Consider the following 17,150-nt stretch of genomic DNA (forward strand, 5'->3'; position numbering starts at 1 on the left):
TGCTGAAACCAGTGGCGTCGTGACGGCGGCGCCCGGTCGCCGAAGAACGCCCGGCTATGCGGCGTCCGCGGTCAGTCGTCCGCGCTCGGCGCGGGTGAGTGGCGGCATGGAGGCGAGCAGCTCGCGGGTGTAGGCGTGGCCGGGCTTGTCGAAGATCTGCTCGACGTCGCCCGTCTCGACGACCTCGCCGCGGTACATCACGAGCACGCGGTGGGCGAGGTTACGCACCACCGACAGGTCGTGCGAGATGAACAGGATCGACAGGCCGAGTCGCTCCTGGAGGTCGACGAGCAGGTTGGTGACCTGCGCCTGGATGGTCACGTCGAGCGCGGAGACGGGCTCGTCGCAGACCAGGACGTCGGGGTCGCGCATCAGCGCGCGGGCGATCCCGATGCGCTGCCGCTGGCCGCCGGAGAACTGGTGCGGGAACCGGTCCATGACCTCCGGGCGCATGCCGACCAGCTCCAGGAGTTCGGCCACCCGTTCCCGCCGTGACGCGGCGGTGCCGGTGCGCGTCACGACCAGCGGCTCGGCGATGATGTCGCGCACCCGCATGCGCGGGTCGAGCGAGGTGTACGGGTCCTGGAACACCATCTGCGTGCCGGTCCGCGGCACAGGGCGCGGGCCCCGGGTGCGGCGGGTGACGTCGTGCCCGTGGTAGGCGACCGTACCCTGGTCGGCGCTCTCCAGCCCCACGACCATCCGGGCGAGCGTCGACTTGCCGCTCCCGGACTCGCCGACGATCCCGAGCGTCTCGCCGCGGCGGAGCAGGAGGTCCACCCCGTCCACCGCGCGGACCGTGCGGCGGGCCAGTGGCGAACCGCCGTGGAACGTCCGGCCCAGCCCGCTCACCTCCAGGACGACGTCGTCCGGGCGGCCGGCGCCCGCCCCCGGAGCCCCCGCCGAAGAGGTCCCGGCGGGAGCCGGCTCCAGCACCCGCGCCGCCCCGGCACGCGGCACGGAGCCCAGCAGGATCCTCGTGTAGGGCTCGGCCGGCGCGGCGAAGACGGCGTCGGCGTCCCCCTCCTCCACCACCACGCCGTCCCGCATCACCGCGAGCCGGTCGGCCACCTCGGTGACCACGCCGATGTCGTGCGTGATGAGCAGCACCCCCATGCCGAGCCGGCCACGCAGGTCGTCCAGCAGTCGCAGGATCTGAGCCTGCACGGTCACGTCGAGAGCCGTGGTCGGCTCGTCGGCGACCAGCAGCTCGGGCTCCAGAGCGATGGCCATGGCGATGAGGATGCGCTGCCGCATGCCGCCGGAGAACTGGTGCGGGTAGTCGTCCACGCGGGTACGGGCGGCCGCGATGCCCACCAGGTCGAGCAGCTCGACCGCACGCTCGCGTGCCCGCCGCCGGCTCAGCCCGCGGTGCACCCGGAAGATCTCGCCCACCTGGTCACCCACGGTGAGCACCGGGTTCAGGCTGGAGAGGGCGTCCTGCAGCACCATGCCCATGCGCTCGCCCCGCAGTGCACGCCGCTCCTGCTCCGTGCAGGCGAGCAGGTCGGTGCCGCCCACGCTCAGCTCGCGGGCCGTCACCGTCGCGGCCGGGTCCTGGATGCCGAGGACGGCGCGTGCGGTCACCGTCTTGCCGGAGCCGGACTCGCCCAGCAGGGCCATGAGCTCGCCAGGACGCACGTCCAGGTCGAGCCCCCGCACGACCGGCGTGACCTGGGTGCCGGACCGGAAGCCGATGTCGAGGCCGCGGACGCGCAGCACGGGGGCGGGGCTGTCGGAGAGGGGTGCCATGCCGTCCATGGTGCCCTGCGGACCGATGCCCGATGTTTCACACACGTGAATTCTGGAGCCGGATTAACCCATGCGCATTGACACGTGCGCCGAATAGTCGCGACCGTGAGGTCCACCACGCCGAATTCTCGTCCCGTTCTCTCGGGTGTCGGAGGGTGCGGCCGTCCGATGCAACGACATGCCGAGGAGGCAACAGTGCTGGAGCCAGCGAAGCACTACGCGGGATACCGGGCCTACGACTACCTGGAGCCGGGCGTGGACTACCGCGCCTTCGAGCTCGCGCAGGAGGTCGGCCGTGTCCCTGCCTACGCCGGGCTCGACCTGAGCACGAGCGAGACCGAGCGCACCACGCGCCTCCTGGAGCAGGAGACCGTCATCTCGCTGCACGACCACCTCCAGGTCTTCCCGCAGGACATGACCGACCTGCGCGGCTACATCCGCCAGGGCCGGGAGAGCACCGGCTACCAGGGCCTGAGCCGCTCCGGCCTGACGGCGGTGTTCGACAACGGCATGGACGGCACCTGCTGCATCTCCAGCGATGCCGGCTGGAAGTACCAGGACGTGCTCTTCGACCTGGGCGTCCGCATGGCCGACCTGGCCCACCAGGACTTCGTGATCAAGGGCGAGACGCTCAAGGACATCCGCTACGCCCAGGAGACCGGGCGGATCGCCCACGTCTTCTCGCTGGAGGCGGCCACCATGATCGAGAACGAGGTGGACCGGCTGGACGTGCTCTACGGATTCGGCGTGCGCATGATGGGCATCGCCTACTCCGAGGCCAACACCCTCGGCTCCGGCCTCAAGGAGCGCGGCGACGGCGGCTTGACGTACTTCGGCGAGCGGGCCGTGCAGCGGATGAACAAGCTCGGCATCGCCATCGACATCTCGCACTCCGGTGACCGGACCTGCCTCGACGTCATCAAGACCTCCGACAAGCCGGTGTTCATCACGCACGCCGGCGCCCGTGGCCTGTGGCCCACCAACCGGATGAAGACCGACGAGACCATCGTCGAGTGCGCCCGGCGCGGCGGCGTCATCGGCATCGAGGCCGCTCCGCACACGACCCTGTCGCCGAACCACCCGCGGCACTCCCTGGAGTCGGTCATGGACCACTTCCAGTACTGCGTGGACCTGGTCGGTCTGGAGCACGTCACGTTCGGTCCCGACACCCTGTTCGGCGACCACGTGGGCCTGCACGACGCCTTCGCGTCCAACCTCTCCATCTCCCAGGCCCACGGCCACGTGGACTACGAGAAGGTCCAGTACGTCGACGGGGTCGAGAACCCGGCCGAGGAGTTCTTCAACATCATCGGCTGGCTGGTCAAGCACGGCTGGTCCGACGACGAGATCCGCGCCGTCGTCGGCGGCAACACCCTGCGCGTTCTTGAGGAGGTCTGGATCTGATGAAGCTGCGAAGACTGAGCCTGGCGGCCACCGCCGCCGCAGGGGCGCTTGCGCTGGCGGCGTGCGCGCCGCAGGCGCCGTCGTCCGACGGGGAGGGGAGCGGCGCGCCCGCCGAGGCGGGCGACGACACCCTGACGATCGCCACGACCACCGACGTGGTCAACTACAACCCGCTGATCGGTAACAGCCGCAGCGACTACTGGGTCACCAACCTGATGTACCCGCACCTGCTGTCGATCGCGGACGACGGCAGCAAGGAGGCGTCACTGGCCACCGACTGGGGCTACGTGGACGAGACCACCGGGTTCTACGAGATCCGTGACGACTTCACCTGGAGCGACGGTGAGCCGCTCACGGCGGACGACGTGGCCTGGACCCTGAACGCCGTCAAGCAGGACGCGCCCGCGGGCACGTTCTTCGGGCAGATGGGCCACGTCGAGTCGGCCGAGGCCGTCTCGCCCACCCGGGTCGAGGTCACGCTCAGTGAGCCCGACACGTCCGTGATCGAGGAGATCGGGTTCTGGGGCAACGTCGTGCCGCAGCACGTGTTCGAGCCGGCCGGGTCCGTGGCCGAGTTCGCGAACGACGGCGAGGACGGCTGGGTCAGCGCCGGGCCGTACGTACTCACCGACGTGCAGGCCGGGCAGAGCTACACCCTGGAGCGCACCGAGGAGCCGTACCCGCTGGTCGAGGGTGGCACGCCGGTCCCGGCGCGGGTGGTCTACCGCGTCTACCCCGACGTCAACACCGAGATCCTGGCGTTGCAGAGCGGCGAGGTCGACGTCATCGCCAACGCCCTGCCGCCGGCGCAGGTGGAGCAGCTGCGCGCCGCCGAGGGCATCGAGGTGGCCGAGGTGCCCGGGCTGGGCTATGCCCACATGGTCTACAACATGGACCAGCCGGACCTGGCGAAGACCGAGGTGCGCCAGGCGCTGGCGCACGCGGCCGACTACGAGACCATCCGTCAGGTGGTGCTCCAGGGACAGGCGGTCTCCACGGGCTCCAGCCCGCTGATGCCCGTGCTGTCGCAGTACCACGACGACTCGCTGACCGAGTACGAGTTCGACCCGGAGCTGTCGAGGTCCCTCATGGAGGACGCCGGGTACGAGGCCGACGCCGACGGCATGTTCCCCGTCACCTTCCGGCTGCTGTACTCGCTGCAGGACAGCGTGACCAGCCAGTGGGCCCAGCTCGTCAAGGACAGCGCGGCCGAGGCCGGCATCGCCATCGAGCTGGAGGGCCTGGAGCGCAACACCTACCTGGCCCGCACGGACGAAGGCGACTACGACATCTACGCCGGCAACTTCGCCATCATGGACGACCCCGTCACCAACTTCACGCTCTCGTACCTGCCGGGCGGGGCCATCAACTACACCCACGTGGACGACCCCGAGCTCAACGACCTGGTCGCGCAGGCGGCCGTCACGGCCGACGCCGAGGAGAAGGTCGCGCTCATGCAGGAGGCCGCGGCCCTGGTCCACGAGGAGGTCTACGACAACATCATGTACACGCAGAACCTCTATATGGCCTACAGCTCGGACTGGGACGGCTTCGTGGTCAAGCCCAGCGAGCTGCTGTCCATCGTGAGCGCGCCGTCCGTCGCGTCCGCCCATCGGGTCTCCGGCGAGTAGACCCCGTACCGACCAGACGTACCGACAAGAAAGGCCGCCCGCGTGTCTCTCACCCTGTTCGTCCTGCGCCGTCTCGGCCGGGGAGTGCTGACGATCTGGTTCGCCGTGACCGTGACGTTCCTGCTCCTGCGCCTCCTGCCGGGCGACCCGGCGCTCGCCGTGGCGAGCACGAACATGACCGAGGAGGCGCGGGCGGCCCTGCTCGTGCAGTACGGCCTCGACCAGCCCCTGCCGGTCCAGTACGTGCTGTACCTGGGCCAGCTCCTGCAGGGCAATCTCGGTACGTCGTTCACGCAGTCGGTGCCGGTGCTGGACGTGCTCCTGCACCGGCTGCCGTGGACGCTGCTCCTGACGTTCACCGCCCTGGCCCTCACCGTGGTGGTCGGCGTGCCGCTGGGCGCGCTGGCCGCCTCGGCCAAGGGGCGCACCTGGGACCGCGTGGTCCAGGTGGTCGGCGTCACCGGCCAGTCCCTGTTCGTGCCCAGCGTCGGCATCGTGCTGCTGTTCCTGTTCGGCCTGGCGCTCGGCTGGTTCCCCATCGGAGGTGCCTACGACCAGGACGTCTACGGGGTGCAGTGGTACGGGTCGGTGCTGTCGCACCTCGTGCTGCCCGCGTTGTCGCTGACGCTGGTCCAGCTCGGCCCGTACGTGCTGACCATGCGGGCCGCGCTGGTGGACGCGTTGGGCGACGACTACGTGACCCTGGCGCGGGCCAACGGCCTCTCGCCCCGCCGGATCCTGTGGAAGCACGCGCTGCGCAACGCCCTGCTGCCGACCACCACGCTCATCGGCCTGCAGCTCGGGTTCCTCGTGGGCGGGGCCGTGCTGACCGAGACGGTGTTCGCCTACCCGGGCATCGGCCGCGGCATCTACGAGGCCGTGACCCAGCTCGACTTCCCCGTGCTGCAGGGTGCGTTCCTGCTGCTGGCGGTGACTGTCGTGGCGGCCAACATGCTCACCGACATCGCCTACGGCTTCCTCGACCCGAGAGTGAAGACATCGTGACCGCACCGATCTCCGACCCGGCCCTCGCCGGAGCGCCCCTCGCCGACACGCCCCTCGTGAATCCCGCGGCCCCGCCGCCCGCGCCGGGCAGCGACGGACCTCGCGGGGCCCGCCGCGCCGGCAGCGCCACCTGGCGTGCCTTCCGGCGCCAGCCGCTGGGCGTCTTCTCGCTCGCGGTGCTGGCGCTGATCGTCCTGGTCAGCGTGCTCGCCCCGCTCCTGTCGCAGCCCCCGGCGAGCTACAGCCCCGACGTCCTCCAGCCGCCGAGCGGGGCGCACCCGTTCGGGACCGACGCCCTGGGCCGCGACGTGCTGGCCGAGGTGGTCTGGGGCACCCGCCAGTCTGTGCTGGTCGCCGTCGCGGCCTCCGCCATCGCCATCGCGTTCGGCACGCTGGCCGCCGTCGTCGGCGCGTACTTCCGCCGGGTCGACGCCGTGGTCGGGGTGCTCGTGGACCTGACGCTCTCGCTCCCGGTGCTCCCGCTGATGATCCTCGTGGCCGCCCTCGCGGGCCCGAGCACCACCACGATCATCCTGGTCGTGGCCGCGTTCTCCTGGCCCGAGGTGACGAGGCTGGTCCGCTCGCAGGCCCTGGCCGTCGTCGGCCTGCCGTACGTCGACGCCGCGCGGCTGATGACCCGCAACGCCGCCTGGATCATCGGCCGGCACGTGGTGCCCGCCGTCACCCCGGTGGTCGTGGTGTCCGTCGTGGTCACGGCGTCGCGCGCCGTGCTCTCCGCGGCGGGCCTGGCGTTCCTCGGCCTGGGCGACCCGACCACCTGGTCGTGGGGCCGCATCCTCTACGAGGCGCAACAGTCCGGGGCCATGGTGAGCGCCTGGTGGCTCACCCTGTTCCCGTCGCTCGCAATCCTCGCGCTCGTCCTGTCCGCAACCCTCCTGTCGATCGCCTACAACGACGCCCGCAACCCGAGGAACCAGGACCGATGACCACCTCGACCGACACCCCGGCCCGTTTCCCGCAGCGACTGCCCGCCGACGTCCTGGACCGCCTGCAGGACGGCGTCCGGGAACGGCTCGGCACCGAGGACCTCGACGCCGTGCTGACCGACGACCCGGAGGACGTCGCTTACCTGACGGGCTTCTTCCACCACCCGGGGGAGCGGCCCGTGGCCGTGCTCCTGCGGCCCGAGGGCCCCGCGCTCCTGCTGGTCCCGGAGCTGGAGCGGCAGCACGCGCAGGAGCAGCACGCCCGCGCCGACATCGTGTCCTACGCCGAGTACCCCGGTGTGGAGAACCCGTTCGCGGCCCTGGCCCGGGCCGCCGGGCGCGTCCGGGGGCGGCTGGGGGTGACCACGCTCGTCACGCAGCACCGGCTCGCCCTCGCCCAGGGCGCGCTGACGGCGACGCAGTGGGTGCCGACCGAGCTCGTCACCCGGGCCCGGTACCGCAAGCTGCCCGAGGAGCTCGCGCTGCACCAGGAGGCCGCGCGGATCACCGACCTCATGCTCGCCGCCGGCGTCACCCTGGTGACCGAGGCCGTCGCGGCGGGCGGCGACCTGCCCAGCGAGCAGGAGCTCGCACGGCACGTCACCTCGGTGGGCACGGCCACCATGTACGCCGACCACGACGACGTCGTGGTGGTCTCGCCCCTGGCCGGCGGGCTCGTGTACGCCGGCCCCAACTCGGCCATCCCGCACGGCCTGCCCTCGGGCTACCGGCTGCGCCCCGGCGACACCTTCATGCTCTCCCTCGGCTGCGCCGTCGGCGGACGGTTCGTCGAGGGCGAGCGCACGTTCGTGCTCGGCGAGCCGACCGCCGACCAGCGCCGCTACCACGACACCGTGCGGCTCGCGCAGGCCGAGGGCGGTCGGGCCATCGCGCCCGGCGTGCCCTGTGCCGAGAGCAACGCCCGCTGCCTCGACGTCATCCGGGACGCCGGGCTCGGCCAGTACCTGCGCCACCGGCAGGGCCACGGCATCGGGCTCGGCATGCACGAGCCCCCGTGGCTGGAGGACGGCGACCACACGCCCCTGGAGCCCGGGATGGTGGTCTCCAACGAGCCCGGCCTCTACGTGCCCGGCCACGCCGGCTACCGCATCAGCGACAGCATGGTCGTCACCGCCACCGGTTCGCAGCCGCTCACCACCTACCCGCGCTCGCTCGACGACTGCGTGATCCCGGTCTGAGCTGACCGTCCCACCCCACGACTGCCCTCACGAGAGGACCCGCCATGACCGCGACCGACGACGTCTCGCCCGAGTTCGCCGCCGCCACCAGCACCGCCCAGCGCGTGACGATCAACGGCAACGAGCTCGCCGTCGAGGTGCTCGGACCCGAGGGCGCCCCCGTGATCCTCACCCACCACGGCGCGCCGGGCCTCGGCTCCCGCGCCGAGCCGCGCGCCAGCTTCGGTCGCCTGGCCGACGAGTACCGTGTGATCGTGTTCGACGCGCGAGGCAGCGGCGCGTCCGAGGGCTCCGGCACGTTCAGCCACGAGCAGTGGGCCGCCGACCTGGACGCCCTGCGCGAATGGGCCGGCGCCGAGCGCGTCGCCATCGCCGGCGGCTCCTACGGCGGGTTCATGGCCATGGAGTACGCCGTCCGCTACCCCGAACGGGTGGCCGCCGTCGTGCTGCGCGACACCTCACCCGACCACGGCAACGCCCACCTGGCCCGGGACAACGCCCTGGCCTCCGACCGCGTCACGGTCGACATGGAGAAGTTCGACCGCATCGACCAGGGCCGCGTCCGGGACGACGACGACCTGCGCGACTGCTGGCGCGAGATCCTGCCCCTGTACGACTTCGTCTACGACCCCGACGCCGTCGAGCGGAAGGTCGCCGCCACCCCCTACCGGTACGAGGCCCACAACTACGCGTTCTCCGTGAACCTGCCCGCCTACGACCTCAAGCCGCAGCTCCCCGGAATCACGGCCCCCACCCTGGTCACGGTCGGCAGAACCGACTGGATCACCCCGGTATCGTGCTCGCAGACCATCACCGAGCTGATCCCGGACGCCCGCCTCGTGGTCTTCGAGCGCTCCGGGCACTCACCCCAGATCGAAGAAGCCGAGGAGTGGACCCGGGTAGTGCGCAACTTCCTGCACGAGACGTACCCACCGGCCCCCGCAGCCGGCCCGACGACAGCCGCCGGCCGCGCATGAACCTCGCCACGCTGGAGGACCTCGACGACCTCGACAAGCGCATCGTCGTCGCGCTGCAGCACGACGGCCGCGCGAGCTGGCGCGCCGTCGCCGAAGCCGTCGACGCCTCCGTCACCACCGTCTCCCGCCGCGGCCAACAGCTCATCGCCGACGGCGTCGTACGCGTCGCCGCCGTCCCCGCCCTCGGCGCCGACGGACCGTTCGACTCCTTCTGGGTGCGCATCAACTGCGCCACCGGCACCCAGGTCCAGGTCGCCGCTGCGCTCGCGGCCAACCCCGACGTCCGGTTCTGCACCATCGTCACCGGCGGCTACGACGTGATCCTCGAGCTCGTGGTGCGCGGCGGTGCGGCGCACCACGCCCGCGTCCTCCAGGAGGTGCAGTCGGTACCGGGCGTGGAACGCTGGCGCAGCGACCTGATCCTGCACGTCTACAAGGTCAGCTTCGACTGGGGCCGTCAGCTCTACCGGGAGCTCCTCGGCCCGCCCGCCGAGGGCGACGAGGCCGAGGCCGCCGAGCCGGTCATCTGCGTGCCCGAACACTTCGACGACGCGGACCGGCAGATCGTCGCCGCCCTGCGCGACGACGGCCGCCGCACCTTCCAGAGCATCGCCGACGAGATCGGGATGAACGAGTCCAGCGTGCGCCGCCGCTTCGAGCGCCTGCGCGCCTCCCAGTGCATCAGCCTGCTCACCCTCGTCCCGTCAGCCGCGCTCGGCATGAGCTCCGAGGCCCTGATGACGGTCAAGGTGGCGCCGTCCCGCATCGACGCCGTGGCCCACGAGCTGGCCCGGTACCCGTTCGTGCGGTACCTCGCAGCGCTGCTCGACGAGAACTCCCTCCTGTGCGAGATCATCACGCCCACGGTCGAGGAGCTGTACGCCTTCATCACCGGGTCGCTCGCCCGGCTCGACGGCGTCGAGGGCTGGAACGCGTCCCTCGAGGTGCTCTACCTCAAACGCGGGTTCGTCGAGACCCCGTGGTGGCGGGCGCAGGCCTCGGAGATCGCCGCCGGCGTCGACACCAGGACCGGCCCGTCGGCTGACACCTAGGCCGGTCAGGACCGGCTGATGATCCGCCCGGCGACCTCGGCCGCGCGATCGATCGGGACGGCGAAGCCGATGCCGATGTTCCCGGAGCTGCCCACCGTCGCGATCGACGTGTTGATCCCGACCACCCTCCCGGCGAGATCGACCAGCGGCCCACCGGAGTTGCCCTGGTTGATCGACGCATCGGTCTGCACCATCGGCTCGGCCGAGCCGCCCGCATCGCGATCCACCGCGCTGACCACCCCCGCGGTCACGCTTCCGGTCAGCCCGAGCGGGGACCCGACGGCGATGACGGGCTGACCGATCCGCAGCGCGGCGCTGCTGCCCAGCGTCGCCGCAGGAGCGCTGCCGAGGTCCGCCTCGACCACCGCGATGTCGCTGCGCTCGTCCGTGCCCAGCACCCGCCCGGTCACGGTACGACCGTCGCCGAGCAGAAGATCGACCGAGTCGCTACCGACCACCACGTGACCGTTGGTCACCACGTGGCTGCCGTCGATGATCACCCCCGAACCGCCACGCGACCCCGCACGCACCTGCACCACGCTCGGCAGCACCCGCTCGGCGGCGCTCGCGGTCGTCGTGACGGCACCGGGAGCGGCGACGGCGGGTGCCGGGACGTCCTGCTGTGCGGCGGCGAGCCCGGTCACCAACCCGGTCGTCGCCGAACCGGCCAGAGCACCCAGGGCCAGGGCGGTTGCCAGCGTGAGCAGCGGACGAGGACGACGGGGCGTTGCGCGAGACACACGAGCGGGGCCGGCAGGCGTGGTGTCCGGCGTGCGGATCGGGCGGGCGGGTACGGGGCCCGACGCGGGGCTCGGCACGCCCGGCACCCTGGGCGCCGGTACGGCCGGCGGCGTGGCCGGCCCACCGAGGACGAAGCGTCGCGGTCCGGCGGGCCGGCCGATTCCGTGCGGGACGTCGTTCGTCCCCGGGGCGGCGGTGTTCACGGGCATGCTCCTTCGAACGGGTCGGACAGCTGGGACGGTGGGGACGAACGGGGTCAGACCAGGCGGGAGAACCAGCGCAGGGAGAGCGCGGTGGCGGTGATCGTGAGGGCGAGGCCCAGGAGGACCAGCGGGGTGGTCACGAGCGTGGTCTCGGTGCGCCAGCCGATCGCCGAGCCGATGTCCTCGTAGACCTGGTCGAGCTCGGCGCCGCTCTCCGCGCGGTAGAAGTGCCCGCCGGTCTGCTCGGCCAGGGTGCGCAGGGACTGGTCGTCGGCCGGCACCGACTGGGTGCGCATCCCGTTGTCGATGACGCCGGTGGGTGTGCCGTAGGCGATCGTGGAGACGGGCATCTCGGCGTCGAGCGCCGCGCGGACGGACTCGGCGGGGCTGCGTCCGGCCGTGTTGTACCCGTCGGAGAGCAGCACCAGCCGGGCCGGGACGGGGTCGGCGGGCGCGTCGTCAAGGACCTCGCCCGGGCCGGACGGGCCGTCGTCGGGTGCCGTCGCGTCGGCCGTCGCCTGGCGGACGACTTCTGCCGCCGAGGCGAACACCGCCTCGCCGATCGCTGTGCCGCCCTGGGCCTGGAGGGCGGCGATGGAGTCCTCGACCAGCGCCCGGTCCGACGTGACGGGGGCGACCAGATCCGCTTCGCCCGAGAAGGCGACCGCCCCGACCTGGACGGTCGGCGGCAGCTCGCGGACGAACTCGACGGCGGCCTGCTTCGCCGCGGTGAGGCGGTCGGGCATGACGTCCTGGGCCTCCATGGAGCCGGAGACGTCGATGGCGACGATCACGGTGGCGCGCTCGTAGGGCACGCGCAGCTGCATCTGTGGTCCGGCGGCGGCGGTGGCGAACGCCGCCAGGGCGAGCAGGACCAGACCCGTGGCCAGGTGGCGCCGCCAGCGGGGCCGGGCGGGCGCGACACGGTCGAGCATGGGCAGCGTCGCGAAGCGGACGGCGTAGCGGGTGCGGCGGCGCTGGATCACCAGGTAGGCGGCCGCGAGCCCGGCCACGGGGACGAGGGCGAGCAGGATCAGCGGGTCGGTGAAGCTCATGGTGTCCTCCTCGTGCGTCGTGCGGGGCGCCGTCGCCGGTCCCTGACGAACCGGGCCAGCGCGGCGGACCAGTCCTGGTCGGTGCTCACGCGCAGGTGCTCGGCGCGGCAGGCGCGCACGGCCGCGGCGGTCTCGTCGCGGTGGCGGGCGGCGACGATGGCGTAGGCGAGGCGCAGCGCGGGGTCGGAGGTGGACACCTCGCGCTGCGCCCCGGACTCGGGGTCCACGAAGACGGCCTCGCCGACGTCGGGCAGCTCGTGCTCGCGCGGGTCGTCCACCTCGACCACGACCACGTCGTGCCGGGCCGTGAGCCGCCGGAGCGGCTCCTCCCATGCGAACGGCCGGTCGATGCCGCCGTCGGGGTCCACCAGGTCGGTGACGACCACGCACAGCCCGCGCCGTCGCGCCCGGGCCCCGAGGCCGCGCAGCGCGTCAGCCAGCGGCGGTGCCGCACCGCCCTGCCGTCCGGCGTCGGCCAGCCTGGCCAGGGTGCCTGCGGCGGACCGGCCAGGGCGGGGCGCGATCCAGCTCAGCCCTGCGGCGTCGAGCAGGCCGACGCCGACCCGGTTGCCGGGCGCTGCCGTGAGCAGCCCGACGGCGGCGGCGACCTGCTCGGCCACGTCGACCTTCTCCGCCAGGGCCGTGCCAAAGGTCATGCTGGGGCTGCGGTCCACGAGCAGCCAGGTGTCCAGCTCGTGCTGGGCGCGGGTGCGCCACAGGTGTGCCTGCCCGGTGCGGGCGGTGACGTTCCAGTCGATCCGGCGCACGTCCTGGCCTGGCCGGTAGAGGGTGAGCTCCTCCGGGTCTGCGCCGGGGCCGAGCGCGTGTCCGTCGGCGTCGCCCTGCAGCAGCCCGTCGACGCGGCGGCGGACGGTGAGCTCGAGCCGGCGGAACCGGCGTGCGGCGTCGGTCATGGCGTGATGACCTCGGCCTCGGCCGGCGCCACGCGTGGCTGGGGCACGGCGGCCAGGACGGCGTCGACGACGGTGCGCGGGTCGACGCCGTCGGCCGAGGCATCGAACGTGAGCACGAGCCGGTGCGCGAGCGTGTCACCCGCCAGGTCGACCAGGTCGGACGGGAGCACGTAGTCCCGGCCGCGCATGAGGGCGAGCGCGCGCCCGGCGGCGATCAGGCCGAGGCTGCCGCGGGCGCTGACGCCGTACTCCAGCACCCCGTCGAGGTGGTGCAGGCCGTACTCGTGCGGCCGGCGGGTGGCCATCACCAGGGTCACGGCGTACTGCGCGACGGCGTGGTGGACGAACACGAGGTCGGCCTCCTGCTGGAGCTGCCGGAGCGTGGCAGGGTCGAGCAGCGCCTCGACGCGCGGGGGAGCGCTGCTCATGCGCTGCACGATGGTCAGCTCCTCCCGCTCGTTCGCGTGGTCGACGCCGACCTTGAGCAGGAACCGGTCCCGCTGTGCCTCCGGCAGGGCGTAGACGCCGTCGCTCTCGATCGGGTTCTGGGTGGCCAGGACGAGGAACGGGTCGGGCAGCGGGTAGGTGCGGCCCCCGATGCTGACCTGGCGCTCGGCCATGGCCTCCAGCAGCGCGGACTGCACCTTGGCCGGGGCCCGGTTGATCTCGTCGGCCAGCACGAGGTGGGCGAACACCGGGCCGAGCTCGACGTCGAACTCCTCCCGGGAGGGCCGCCAGACCCGGGTGCCGACGATGTCCGATGGCATCAGGTCCGGGGTGAACTGCAGGCGGGCGAACGATCCGCCGGCCACGGTGGCCAGGGTGCGCACGGCGAGCGTCTTGGCGACGCCGGGCACGCCTTCGAGCAGCACGTGCCCGCGGGCGAGGAGGCCGACCATGATCCGTTCGACCATGTGGTCCTGTCCGACGATCACGCGCTTGACCTCGAACAGGGCGCGCTCCAGGAGTGCGGCTGGCGGGCGCAGGGGCGGATGCTTGGCGACGGCGGGGATGTCCTGGGTGGCGGGCTTGTGGTCGTCCATGGCACCGACTCCACCCGACCGGGGAGAAAACTGCGGGAAACCGGAGCGAAAGCGGACCGAAAGGGGTGGACCGGCAGGGCCTGTCAGGACCGGCGCCGGGCGGTTACGGTGCTGCTGTGCGGCTGCTGATCGTGGAGGACGAGGCTGGCCTGGTGAGTGCCCTGCAGGTGGCACTGCGCCGGGAGGGTTACGCCGTCGACCAGGCGCGCACCGTCGCCCAGGCGCGCGAGAAGCTCGGGCTGAACCCCTACGACGTCGTTCTGCTGGACGTGACCCTGCCCGACGGGACGGGCTTCGACCTGACCCGCGCGGTCCGGGCCGGCCAGGTCCCGCTGGCCGAGGGCGACCCGCCGCGCATCCTGATGCTCACCGCGCGGGGCCGGCTCACCGACCGGGTGACCGGCCTCGACGTGGGCGCCGACGACTACCTGGTCAAGCCCTTCGCCATCATCGAGCTCTCCGCGCGCATCCGCGCCCTGCTGCGCCGCGAGACGCGGGAGCCGTCCGCCGTCCTGGTCCACGGCCCCATCCGGCTCGACGCCGCCCGGCAGCTCGCCTGGCGCGGTGCCCGCGAGCTGGCGCTGACCCGCAAGGAGTTCGCCGTCCTGCGCTACCTGATGAACCGGCCCGCCTACGTGGTGCCCGCCGAGGAGCTCCTGGAGCACGTCTGGGACGAGAACGCCGACCCGTTCACCCAGACCGTCCGGGTGACGGTCGGCACGCTGCGGCGCAAGCTGACGGTCGACGCCGAGGAACCCGCGCTGGAGACCGTCATCGGCCGGGGCTACCGACTGCGCGAGCTGCCTACGCCCGTCGAGGGCGTTCCCGCATGACCATCCGGGGGCTTCCCGGGTGGGCGCGAACCGTGCGGATGCGGCTGGCCCTGACCTACTCCGCGACGCTCTTCGGCATCACCGCCCTCATTCTCGCCGGGGTCTACTTCGCGCTGTCGCAGACGATCGTGGCCGCGCCGCTGGACCCCGTGACGGTCAAGCGGTTCGAGAAGAAGGCCGACGGCAGCATCGCCTACAAGCCCGGCGAGCAGTTCCAGGCCGCCGACCTCGACACGGTGCAGCACGCCGTCAACTACACCGCGCTGCAGACGCTGCGGGACTACTCGGCCATCGCGCTGGTGGTGATGTTCCTGCTCAGCGTGGCCGTGGGCTGGTGGGTCTCCGGGCGCGCCCTCCGACCGGTCGAGGCCATCACCCGCACCGCCCAGGAGATCGGCGCCACCGACCTCTCGCGCCGGATCGGCGCGACGGGACCGCACGACGAGCTGCGCACCCTGGCCGACACCATCGACGGGATGCTGGACCGGCTCGACCGCGCGTTCAGCGCCGAGCGTCGGCTCATCGAGGACGTGTCCCACGAGCTGCGCAACCCCGTGACGGTGGTGCGGGCGAACGTCGAGGCCGTGCTCGCCGACGACCGGGCCGACCCGGCCCAGCGGGCCGAGGCGGCCGCCGCAGTGCTCGGTGCGACCAGCCGGATGTCCCGGCTGCTGGAGGACCTGCTGGCCACGGCTCGGCTGCGCTCCGAAGCCTTCACCGACCGCGAGGTCGACCTCGCGGCCGTGGCCGCCGCGGCCGCCCGGGAGAACCGCGCCGTCGCCGAGCGGCGCGACCTCTCGATCGCCGAGCGCACCCACTCCGGCCCGGTCGCGTACGGCGACGCGAGCTCGCTGGCGCGCGCCGTCGACAACCTTCTGTCCAACGCGGTCCGTCTCGCCCCGCCGGGCAGCGTCGTCACGGTAGGGGTCGGCAGCCACCAGGGCTGGGCCTGGATCGCGGTCGCCGACGAGGGCCCCGGCGTGCCTCCCGGGTCCCGGGACCGCATCTTCGACCGCTTCTACCGGGGTGAGCACGAGGGTGACGGCACCGACGCCGCCCCCGGCCCCAGGGACCATCCCGACGGGTCCGGGCTCGGGCTGGCGATCGCCCGCCAGGTCGCGGAGAGCCACGACGGACACCTGCTCCACACCGGCCACGGCGCGCGCGGCAGCACCTTCACGATCTGGCTGCCCGACCGCACGCTCGACCGGGGCGCACACCGCGGGGACCTGCCGCCGACGGGCGACCCTCTCGCGAGCTGAACGGACACGGTCAGTCGTGCATGCTCCGCGCGGATGAGCGCGAGCCCGGCCGTTGGGACGCCTGGCTGAAGGTGTACCGGGCGCTGCACGAGAACGTGGAGCAGAACACGCGGTTCCAGGCCGAAGGCAAGCTGACCATCCCGATCCTCGCAGTCGGTGGCGAGAAGCTCTCGACGACGAGGCCCCGTGCGCGCCCCGGCCCTGCTACGGCCGGCTTCGTCCGAGGGGGAACGTCACGCCGGTGAGCTCCTCGGAGACGGTCCACAGCCGCTGCTGGGCAGCCTGGTCGTGGGAGTCGGGGCTGGAGCTGACGAGTCGTGGGTAGCCACGGGTCTCGGTCCGGTTGCCGGGCCCGAAGTACTGCCCGCCGACGGCTGCCGGATCGGTGGCGGCGCGCAGGGTGGGTAGGGCGCCCATGGCGGCCTCCTGGATGAGCAGCGGTGCGAGCCAGGTGACAGGCAGGCGAAGCGGCGCGGGCAGGTTGCGGGCCAGCTCGGTGTTCGACACGCCGGGGTGGGCGGCCATGGCAAGAGTGGTGCCGTGTGCTGCGAGGCGGCGCTGCAGCTCGTAGGTGAACATCAGGTTGGCGAGCTTGGCCTGGCCGTACGCGGCGACGCGGTTGTAGGACCGTTCCCACTGCAGGTCGTCGAAGTGGATGGCCGCGCGGATGCGGTGGCCGGTGCTGCTGACCGTCACGACACGGGAGCCGGGTACGGGCAGGAGGTGCTCCAGGAGGAGGCCGGTCAGGGCGAAGTGGCCGAGATGGTTGGTGCCGAACTGCAGCTCGAAGCCGTCGGCCGTGGTCCGCCGCGGTGTGTGCATCACGCCGGCGTTGTTGATGAGCAGATCGATGCGCGGATGGGCGACGCGCAGATCTGCCGCCGCAGACCTGATCGAGTCCAGGGACGCCAGGTCGAGCGCCTGGACGGTGACGTCGCCGTCGATGCGACCGGCCGCCTGCTTGCCCTTCTCGACGTCGCGGACGGCAAGGACCACCGTCGCGCCCCGCGCGGCGAGCATCCGCGCGGTCTCGAAGCCCAGCCCGGTATTGGCGCCCGTCACGATCGCCACCCGGCCGCGCTGGTCGGGGATGTGCTGCTCTGTCCAGACTTCGCTCATGACGTCCTCCTAA

15 protein-coding genes are annotated in these 17,150 nt (G+C 72.4%); 9 read left to right on the top strand and 6 right to left on the bottom strand.

The window, feature by feature from the left end; genetic code table 11:
* Window positions 1-54: 54 nt before the first annotated feature.
* On the bottom strand, window positions 55-1,752 hold the full coding sequence (locus ACH45N_RS11780) for a dipeptide ABC transporter ATP-binding protein (RefSeq protein ID WP_397393942.1): 1,698 nt from the start codon (window positions 1,750-1,752) through the stop codon (window positions 55-57).
* Window positions 1,753-1,947: 195 nt separating this feature from the next.
* Here ACH45N_RS11780 and ACH45N_RS11785 point away from each other — a divergent pair, with 195 nt between their 5' ends.
* Genes ACH45N_RS11785 through ACH45N_RS11815 form a run of 7 tightly spaced genes read left to right on the top strand, consistent with a single transcriptional unit; the run spans window position 1,948 to window position 9,967 of the window.
* Complete coding sequence (locus ACH45N_RS11785) at window positions 1,948-3,156, top strand: dipeptidase (RefSeq protein ID WP_397393944.1); 1,209 nt, start codon at window positions 1,948-1,950, stop codon at window positions 3,154-3,156.
* Window positions 3,156-4,787, top strand: coding sequence for an ABC transporter substrate-binding protein (locus ACH45N_RS11790; protein WP_397393946.1), 1,632 nt, complete (start codon window positions 3,156-3,158; stop codon window positions 4,785-4,787). Before ACH45N_RS11785 ends, ACH45N_RS11790 begins: the two co-directional genes overlap by 1 nt.
* 42 nt (window positions 4,788-4,829) lie before the next feature.
* Complete coding sequence (locus tag ACH45N_RS11795) at window positions 4,830-5,792, top strand: ABC transporter permease (protein WP_397393948.1); 963 nt, start codon at window positions 4,830-4,832, stop codon at window positions 5,790-5,792.
* Window positions 5,789-6,739, top strand: coding sequence for an ABC transporter permease (locus tag ACH45N_RS11800; RefSeq protein ID WP_397393950.1), 951 nt, complete (start codon window positions 5,789-5,791; stop codon window positions 6,737-6,739). Before ACH45N_RS11795 ends, ACH45N_RS11800 begins: the two co-directional genes overlap by 4 nt.
* A complete protein-coding gene (locus ACH45N_RS11805) occupies window positions 6,736-7,938 on the top strand; it encodes a M24 family metallopeptidase (protein ID WP_397393952.1) in 1,203 nt (400 codons plus the stop codon). The genes ACH45N_RS11800 and ACH45N_RS11805 overlap by 4 nt, the downstream gene beginning before the upstream one ends.
* Before the next feature lie 44 nt (window positions 7,939-7,982).
* Window positions 7,983-8,915 carry an alpha/beta fold hydrolase gene (locus ACH45N_RS11810; RefSeq protein ID WP_397393954.1) on the top strand — a complete coding sequence of 311 codons (933 nt, stop codon included), beginning with the start codon at window positions 7,983-7,985 and terminating at the stop codon, window positions 8,913-8,915.
* Complete coding sequence (locus ACH45N_RS11815; RefSeq protein WP_397393956.1) at window positions 8,912-9,967, top strand: Lrp/AsnC family transcriptional regulator; 1,056 nt, start codon at window positions 8,912-8,914, stop codon at window positions 9,965-9,967. Before ACH45N_RS11810 ends, ACH45N_RS11815 begins: the two co-directional genes overlap by 4 nt.
* Window positions 9,968-9,972: 5 nt before the next feature.
* Here the strand turns inward: ACH45N_RS11815 and ACH45N_RS11820 are convergent, their stop codons facing one another.
* From ACH45N_RS11820 to ACH45N_RS11835, 4 genes are read right to left on the bottom strand one after another with little or no spacing between them, the layout of a single operon-like run.
* On the bottom strand, window positions 9,973-10,911 hold the full coding sequence (locus tag ACH45N_RS11820) for a S1C family serine protease (RefSeq protein WP_397393958.1): 939 nt from the start codon (window positions 10,909-10,911) through the stop codon (window positions 9,973-9,975).
* Between the two features lie 53 nt (window positions 10,912-10,964).
* Window positions 10,965-11,966: a VWA domain-containing protein gene (locus ACH45N_RS11825; protein WP_397393960.1), complete on the bottom strand. Its 1,002-nt coding sequence runs from the start codon at window positions 11,964-11,966 to the stop codon at window positions 10,965-10,967.
* Complete coding sequence (locus ACH45N_RS11830) at window positions 11,963-12,880, bottom strand: DUF58 domain-containing protein (RefSeq protein ID WP_397393962.1); 918 nt, start codon at window positions 12,878-12,880, stop codon at window positions 11,963-11,965. The genes ACH45N_RS11825 and ACH45N_RS11830 overlap by 4 nt, the downstream gene beginning before the upstream one ends.
* Window positions 12,877-13,923 carry an AAA family ATPase gene (locus ACH45N_RS11835; protein WP_397393964.1) on the bottom strand — a complete coding sequence of 349 codons (1,047 nt, stop codon included), beginning with the start codon at window positions 13,921-13,923 and terminating at the stop codon, window positions 12,877-12,879. Before ACH45N_RS11835 ends, ACH45N_RS11830 begins: the two co-directional genes overlap by 4 nt.
* A gap of 116 nt (window positions 13,924-14,039) precedes the next feature.
* On the opposite strand from ACH45N_RS11835, the gene ACH45N_RS11840 reads away from it, so the two are divergent.
* Both ACH45N_RS11840 and ACH45N_RS11845 read left to right on the top strand, forming a co-directional pair.
* A complete protein-coding gene (locus ACH45N_RS11840) occupies window positions 14,040-14,756 on the top strand; it encodes a response regulator transcription factor (protein WP_397393966.1) in 717 nt (238 codons plus the stop codon).
* Complete coding sequence (locus ACH45N_RS11845; protein WP_397393968.1) at window positions 14,753-16,018, top strand: sensor histidine kinase; 1,266 nt, start codon at window positions 14,753-14,755, stop codon at window positions 16,016-16,018. Before ACH45N_RS11840 ends, ACH45N_RS11845 begins: the two co-directional genes overlap by 4 nt.
* Before the next feature lie 204 nt (window positions 16,019-16,222).
* On the opposite strand, the gene ACH45N_RS11850 is transcribed toward ACH45N_RS11845, so the two are convergent.
* A complete protein-coding gene (locus tag ACH45N_RS11850) occupies window positions 16,223-17,137 on the bottom strand; it encodes an SDR family NAD(P)-dependent oxidoreductase (protein ID WP_397393970.1) in 915 nt (304 codons plus the stop codon).
* Between the last annotated feature and the right edge of the window lie 13 nt (window positions 17,138-17,150).

This window comes from Promicromonospora sp. NPDC019610 (genome assembly GCF_044389365.1).
GTDB lineage: Bacteria > Actinomycetota > Actinomycetes > Actinomycetales > Cellulomonadaceae > Promicromonospora.